This is a genomic window from Microbispora hainanensis (assembly GCF_006874475.1).
In the GTDB taxonomy this organism is placed as follows: domain Bacteria; phylum Actinomycetota; class Actinomycetes; order Streptosporangiales; family Streptosporangiaceae; genus Microbispora; species Microbispora hainanensis.
In genome coordinates this window covers 58,115-64,979 of sequence record NZ_VIRM01000054.1, presented here as the reverse complement: position 1 = coordinate 64,979, position 6,865 = coordinate 58,115, and the positions used below count along the sequence as shown (strand labels likewise).

At 68.3% G+C, this 6,865-nt stretch carries 6 protein-coding genes, 1 tRNA gene and 1 pseudogene; 5 read left to right on the top strand and 3 right to left on the bottom strand.

The annotated features are described in order from the left end of the window. A pseudogene (locus tag FLX08_RS41640) lies at positions 1–427 on the top strand (hypothetical protein); the annotation flags it as partial. Between the two features lie 20 nt (positions 428–447). On the opposite strand, the gene FLX08_RS32510 reads toward FLX08_RS41640, so the two are convergent. Beyond that, positions 448–521, bottom strand: a tRNA-Gly gene (locus tag FLX08_RS32510). A 119-nt stretch (positions 522–640) separates the two neighbouring features. Here FLX08_RS32510 and dcd point away from each other — a divergent pair. From dcd to FLX08_RS32495, 3 genes are all read left to right on the top strand, one after another. Further along, positions 641–1,216, top strand: a complete 576-nt coding sequence (gene dcd, locus FLX08_RS32505; protein WP_142624078.1) for a dCTP deaminase — start codon at positions 641–643, stop codon at positions 1,214–1,216. A 155-nt stretch (positions 1,217–1,371) separates the two neighbouring features. Then, a complete protein-coding gene (locus FLX08_RS32500; RefSeq protein ID WP_030510423.1) occupies positions 1,372–1,989 on the top strand; it encodes a DUF47 domain-containing protein in 618 nt (205 codons plus the stop codon). Further along, positions 1,990–2,988, top strand: coding sequence for an inorganic phosphate transporter (locus FLX08_RS32495; RefSeq protein ID WP_142624077.1), 999 nt, complete (start codon positions 1,990–1,992; stop codon positions 2,986–2,988). Between the two features lie 56 nt (positions 2,989–3,044). On the opposite strand, the gene mshD is transcribed toward FLX08_RS32495, so the two are convergent. Further along, on the bottom strand, positions 3,045–3,935 hold the full coding sequence (gene mshD, locus FLX08_RS32490; RefSeq protein WP_142624076.1) for a mycothiol synthase: 891 nt from the start codon (positions 3,933–3,935) through the stop codon (positions 3,045–3,047). Between the two features lie 310 nt (positions 3,936–4,245). Between mshD and FLX08_RS32485 the strand changes: the two genes are divergently transcribed. Next, complete coding sequence (locus FLX08_RS32485; RefSeq protein ID WP_244313070.1) at positions 4,246–5,886, top strand: bifunctional metallophosphatase/5'-nucleotidase; 1,641 nt, start codon at positions 4,246–4,248, stop codon at positions 5,884–5,886. Positions 5,887–5,928: 42 nt separating this feature from the next. Here FLX08_RS32485 and FLX08_RS32480 read toward each other — a convergent pair whose 3' ends face one another. Then, positions 5,929–6,636, bottom strand: a complete 708-nt coding sequence (locus FLX08_RS32480; RefSeq protein WP_030510419.1) for a winged helix-turn-helix transcriptional regulator — start codon at positions 6,634–6,636, stop codon at positions 5,929–5,931. Positions 6,637–6,865 lie beyond the last annotated feature (229 nt).

Here is a 6,865-nt window from a genome sequence, read left to right as displayed (position 1 = left end):
TCCGGAACAGCAATCACCGCTCTCCGCAGCGGGCATTGCAAGGCAGTGGCAGATCCACATGGAGACGGCGTCAGACAGTGACGGCTTCGTCAGGCGGCCCTGGGACGACGAGCCCTGGTGGCATCCCCAGTGGATCCCTTGGGCGGAGACCGCTGACGGCGTCGCGCACATCATCGATCTCCGCCCCGGGCCTGACTGCGGCCGGCTCGGTTGGGCTGGCCACGCCGACTGCGGCGACTTCTCTGATTCGTGTCCGAGCCTGGCCACGTGCCTGCGCGAGGTGTCTCAAGCCCTATATCTCGGATGCAGCGTCCGCGGCATGTACCCCTACCTGACCTCGAACGGGCAACTGTGGTGGGACCTGGGTGAAGACTGCCGTTCGCTGGACGGTGAACCGCTCCTACCCGCACCAGTGGGCCTAGGCTGACCGCTGGTGCTCTCAAAGAATGGAGCGGGTGACGGGAATCGAACCCGCGCTGTCAGCTTGGGAAGCTGATGTTCTGCCATTGAACTACACCCGCGTGACCGGCTGTGGGGCCTGTCGCTGCCCCTACTGTAGCGGATCCCGGGGGTGGTCCTGCAGTCCCGACGCGAAGATCCGCTACACCTGGCGCTGAAATGGCCTACTAGCCTTGCACCCGTGCTGCTTTCCGATCGTGACCTCCGTGCCGAGATCGAGTCGGGCAGGGTGAAGCTCGACCCGTACGACCCGGCGATGATCCAGCCGTCCAGTATCGACGTACGGCTGGACCGCTACTTCCGGGTGTTCGAGAACCACCGCTACCCGCATATCGACCCCTCGGTCGAGCAGCCGGACCTCACCCGGCAGGTGGAGCCGGACGGCGATGAACCGTTCATCCTGCATCCGGGGGAGTTCGTGCTGGCCAGCACGTACGAGGTGATCAGTCTGCCCGACGACATCGCCTCACGGCTGGAGGGCAAGTCGAGCTTGGGCCGGCTGGGCCTGCTGACGCATTCGACGGCCGGCTTCATCGACCCCGGCTTCGAGGGGCACGTCACGCTCGAACTGTCCAACGTCGCCACGCTGCCGATCAAGCTGTGGCCGGGCATGAAGATCGGTCAGCTCTGCATGTTCCGGCTCAGCTCGCCGGCCGAGTTCCCGTACGGCTCGGACCGGTACGGCTCGCGCTACCAAGGGCAGCGGGGGCCGACGCCGAGCCGGTCGTTCCTGAACTTCCACCGCACCAAGATCTGAAGCGGCTCAGGCAACAAGTGTGTCACGGGACCCGTTCTGGGCAGCGAGAAGGGGAAGAGTAGGTTACAAGCGGGCTCGTGTGCCCTGAACTTCGCATTTCCACTGGTAAGCCGTACCCTTCTCTGCGGACCGTCCCCGCACATCGGAGAAACGACGTGCGCCTGCGTCTCACGCCCCGTGAGGACAGCTACTACGACTTGTTCGCCGACTCGGCGAACAACCTCGTCACCGCATCGCGTCTGCTGGTCGAGATCATCAGCGACGGTTCGGACCGGGAGGGTCTGGCCGAGAAGATGCGCGCCTGCGAACACGCGGGCGACGAGCGCACTCACGCGATCATGAACCGGCTCAACGAGAGCTTCATCACGCCCTTCGACCGCGAGGACATCTACCGCCTCGCGTCGAATCTCGACGACGTGATGGACTACATGGAGGCCGCCGCCGACCTGATCGTCCTCTACCAGATCGACCACCTGCCCAAGGAGGTCGTACGTCAGGTGGAGGTCCTCGAACGGGCCGCCGAGCTCACGGCGGACGCGATGCCGCGCCTGCGCTCGATGCAGCACCTCAACGAATACTGGATCGAGATCAACCGGCTCGAGAACCAGGCCGACCAGGTCTACCGCAGGCTGCTGGCGAAGCTGTTCAGCGGCGAGTACGACGCCCTCACCGTCATGAAGATGCGTGAGGTCATCGAGCAGCTCGAGCTCGCCGCGGACGCCTTCGAGCACGTCGCGAACACGATCGAGACGATCGCGGTCAAGGAAAGCTAAGTGGAGCTCGCGCTTGTCATCGGCGTGATCGTCGTCGCGCTGGTGTTCGACTACACGAACGGTTTCCACGACGCGGCGAACGCCATCGCCACCTCCGTCTCCACCCGTGCGCTGACGCCGCGGGTCGCGCTCCTCCTCGCCGCGGTGATGAACTTCATCGGCGCCCATCTCGGCACCGAGGTGGCCCAGACCGTCGGCAAGGGGATCATCGACGCTCCGGACGGCACCCACGGGCTGCTCATCGTGGGCGGCGCCCTCATCGGAGCGATCGTCTGGAACCTCATCACCTGGTATTTCGGCCTGCCGTCCTCCAGTAGCCACGCGCTGATCGGCGGGCTGGTCGGCTCCGCCCTCGCCGCCAGCGCGACCGTGCACTGGTCGGGAGTGGTGGAGAAGGTCGTCATCCCCATGGTCCTGTCGCCTGTCATCGGGTTCGTCCTGGGCGGCATCATCATGATCATCCTGCTGTGGCTCTTCCGCAAATCCAACCCGCACCGCACCAGCCGTGGGTTCCGTTACATCCAGCCGATATCGGCGGCCGCCATCGCGCTCGGCCACGGGCTGCAGGACGCGCAGAAGACGATGGGCGTGATCTTCCTGGCGCTCGTCGTCGGCGGGTACGCCTCGCCGCAGGGCGACATCCCCGAGTGGGTCATCACGGCCTCGGCCACGGCGATCTCCCTCGGCACCTACTCCGGCGGCTGGCGCATCATGCGGACGATGGGCAGGCGCATCATCCACCTGGACCCGCCGCGCGGTTTCGCGGCCGAGACGGCGGCGTCGTCGGTCCTCTACACCGCCGCCATCGGGTTCGGCGCCCCGATCTCGACCACGCACACCATGACCTCCGCGATCATGGGTGTGGGCGCCACGCGGCGGCTGTCGGCCGTGCGGTGGGGCATCGCCGGCAACATCGTGACCGCGTGGGTCCTGACGATCCCCGCCGCGGCCGTCGCCGCCGCGATCGGCTACTTCATCCTCAACCTCGTCCTCGGATAGAGGACGCTCTCATACGAAACGGGCCGGCCCCCGCGGGGGACCGGCCCGTCGGCGTCTCAGCACCGGTACATCACGTCCGTGTTCCACCGCGTGAACCCGAGCGACTCGTACAGCCGGACCGCCGCGGTGTTCTCCTCGTCCACGTAGAGCATGACCTGGGAGAGGCCGAGCGCGCGCAGGTGTTCGAGCCCGGCGAGCGTCAGCGCCCGGCCGAGGCCCGTGCCGCGCTCGCCGGGCGCGACCCCCACCACGTAGACCTCGCCGATCGGCTCGTCGCCGGGGTGCACCTTGGTCCAGTGGAAGCCCGCCGGCGTGTCTCCCCGTACGGCGAGGAAGAAGCCGGCGGGGTCGAACCACGGCTCCCGCTCCCGCAGTTCGAGGTCGGCGGCCGTCCAGGAGCCCTGCTCGGGGTGGGTGGCGAAGGCCTCCGCGTTGAGCGCCAGCCACGCCTTCTCGTCGCGTCCCGGCTCGAACGTGCGCAGCCGTACGCCCTCGGGGAGGGCGGCGGCGGGCAGGGGTTCGGACAGCGGGCGGCGCATCTGCCACAGGGAGCGCACCCGGGCCAGGCCCGCGCTCGCCGCGAGACGGGCGGCGCCGGGCAGGTCGCCGTGCGCCCACAGACGCAGCCCGCCCCCGCTCGCCTCCAGGGCCTCGCCGAGCAGTCGCCGGCCCAGGCCGCGCCCGCGGAAGGCGGGATGCACCACGAGTTCGCCGCTCGGCCCGTCCTCCGGGTCGGCCGGGTCCAGGTGGGCGAAGCCCGCGACGTTCCCGTCCGCGTACAGCAGTACGGCTCTCGCACCCGGCTCGGCGCCGTGGCGCACCTGGAGCGTCACATGCTCGTTGAGCGGAGCCACACCGTCGGCCTCGGCGGCCGCCTCCACCAGGGCGAGCACCGCCGCCACCTGCTCGTCGCCGAGCCGTTCCGTGATCTCCACGCGTACGTCCATGTCTGGCACGATAAGTGAAGGCCCGGCGATCTCCCTACCGGGCTTCGGCAATAGACGCCATGCGTTCTCTCCCTGAATCGTTATCTCTGCGCAATTTCCCGCTCAGCTCCCCGCTCTACTGTCGGAGGTCATGACCCGAGCATCCCTCACGCGACTGGCCATCGCCGGCGCCGCAATGGTCGGCGTCGCGGCCCTCACGATGGGCACGGCAGCCGCATCTCCCGGTCCCAAGCCCCCCAACCCCCCCACGGCCCCCAACCCCCCAAAGCCCCCAAAGCCTGACAAGCCTGGTCCGTCCGTTCCCGTCCGGTTGCTGACCATCAACGACCTCCACGGCAACCTGGAGCCCCCGACCGGGTCCAGCTCCCGGATCCTCGACCCGAACGGCGCGAACGTCGACACCGACGGCTCGCTCACCGGCATCCCCGGCGCGAAGTACTCGATCGCGGGCGGCGCGTCCTATCTGGCCGCCCACCTCAAGCAGTTGCGCGACCCCAACACCCTTCTCGTGGCCGCGGGCGACCTCATCGGCGCCTCGCCGCTGCTGTCCGCCGCCTACCACGACGAGCCGACCGTCGCGCTGCTCGACAAGCTCGGCCTGGTCACCTCCTCGGCCGGCAACCACGAGTTCGACGAGGGCATCGACGAGCTCAACCGCATCATGAACGGCGGCTGCCACCCGGTCGACGGCTGCTCCCCGGCGGGCACATGGAAGGGCACAAATTTCGACTACCTCGGGGCGAACGTGGTCAAGGAGAGCAAGGGCGACTACGCCCTGCCGCCCTACTACGTCAAGAAGATCCACGGGGTGAAGATCGGCTTTATCGGCCTGGTCACCCAGACCACCCCCAGCATCGTCACCGCCGCCGGCATCAAGGGCCTGCAGTTCACCGAGGAGGTCGCGGCGGCCAACAAGGTGTCGAAGGAGCTCGCCAAGCAGGGCGTCAAGGCGCAGGTCGTGCTGGTCCACGAGGGCGACAACATCACCCCCAACCAGGACCCCAGCTCCTGCCCTGTCATCCCGGGCAACGGCTCGCGGATCGCCACCGGCCTCGACCCGCAGATCGACCTGGTCATCAGCGGCCACAGCCACCAGGCGTACGTCTGCAAGGTGAAGGACCCGGCGGGCCAGGACCGCGTCTACACCCAGGGCTCGTCGTTCGGCCGGGCGATCACCCAGGTCGACTTCCAGGTCGACCGTAAGACGAAGGACATCGTCCGCTCCAGCGTCGTCGCCAAGAACAACGTGGTGACCCGCACCGTCACCCCGGACGCCGACACGGAGGCGTACATCAAGACCTGGCAGGAGCGGGTCTCGACCGTCGCCAACAAGCCGATCGGCTCGATCACGGCCAACATCGGCCGCGGCAGCAACGTGGGCGAGACCCCGCTGGGCGACCTGATCGCCGACGCGCAGCTGGAGGCGACCAAGGACGGCGGCAACGCGGAGATCGCGCTGATGAACCCGGGCGGCGTCCGCACCGACCTGTCCTACGCGCAGAGCGGTGCCGAGGGCGACGGCGTCGTGACGTACGGCGAGGCCTTCCAGGTGCAGCCGTTCAACAACCTCATGCAGGTCGTCACGCTCTCCGGGGCCCAGCTCAAGGCGCTGCTCGAGCAGCAGATCTGGTCGGTCGACCCGGTGACGGGCGGCATCACGCAGCGGATCCTGCAGCCGTCCTCGTCGCTGACCTACACCTTCGACACGACGAAGCCGGTGGGCTCGCGGGTCTCCGACATCAAGATCAACGGCACCGCGGTGACCGACAGCCGGCAGATCCGGGTGGCGGCCAACAACTTCCTCGTCGGCGGCGGCGACGGCTTCACCGTCTTCACCCAGGGCACCGACCTGTGGAGCGGCCCGCTGGACATCGACGCGTTCGTCGCCTACATGGGCGCGCACTCGCCGATCGCCCCGCCGGCGACCGGCCGCATCACCCTCATCCGGTAATCACAAAAACAGCGACGGCCCGTCCCCCCAGGGGGCGGGCCGTCAGCGTCTGGCGGGTTCGGCCTCGTTCTGCTCGCCGCGGTCGGGGACGAACCGGTAACCGACGTTGCGGACGGTTCCGATGAGCGCCTCATATTCGGCGCCCAGCTTGGCCCGCAGGCGCCGTACGTGCACGTCCACGGTGCGGGTGCCGCCGAAGTAGTCGTAGCCCCAGACCTCCTGCAGCAGCTGGGCGCGGGTGAAGACCCGGCCCGGGTGCTGGGCGAGGTATTTCAGCAGCTCGAACTCCTTGAAGGTGAGGTCCAGCGCGCGCCCGCGCAGCCGGGCCGTGTAGGTCGCCTCGTCGATCGACAGGTCGCCGCTGCGGATCTCGTCGGGGACCTCGTCGGCGGCGGCCAGCGACAGCCGTCCGACCGCCATCCGCAGCCGGGCCTCGACCTCCGCGGGCCCCGCGGTGTCGAGGATCACGTCGTCCGCACCCCACTCCGCCGTCATCGCCGCGAGGCCGCCCTCGGTCACGATCACCATCAGCGGGCAGGTGACGCCGGTCGTGCGCATCAGCCGGCACAGGCTCTTGGCCTGCACGAGCTCACGGCGCGCGTCCACCAGGATGGCGTCCGCCGGGGGTGTGTCGATCAGCGCGGAGGCCTCGGCGGGCGCGACCCGCACCGAGTGCAGCAGCAGTCCGAGTGCCGGGAGCACCTCCGCCGACGGCTCCAGAGCGTTGGTCAGCAGGAGCAGATTGCTCACATGAGCCTCCTCGCACCATGTCGGCTCGGCGCCGTTTGCAGCACTGGAAACCGCGACAGCCGTACAAACACGTAAGGACCCGGGGGCTACATCGCCCGAGTCCAATAATTCGTAGGGTAGCCCACACGAAGTTTGCGTCCAATGTGCGTCACCCGTGTGAACAACACGTCACGTGGTTTACCACCGTAACGTGACGGTGACGGAGAGCTTCCGCGGGGTGACGTGAGAG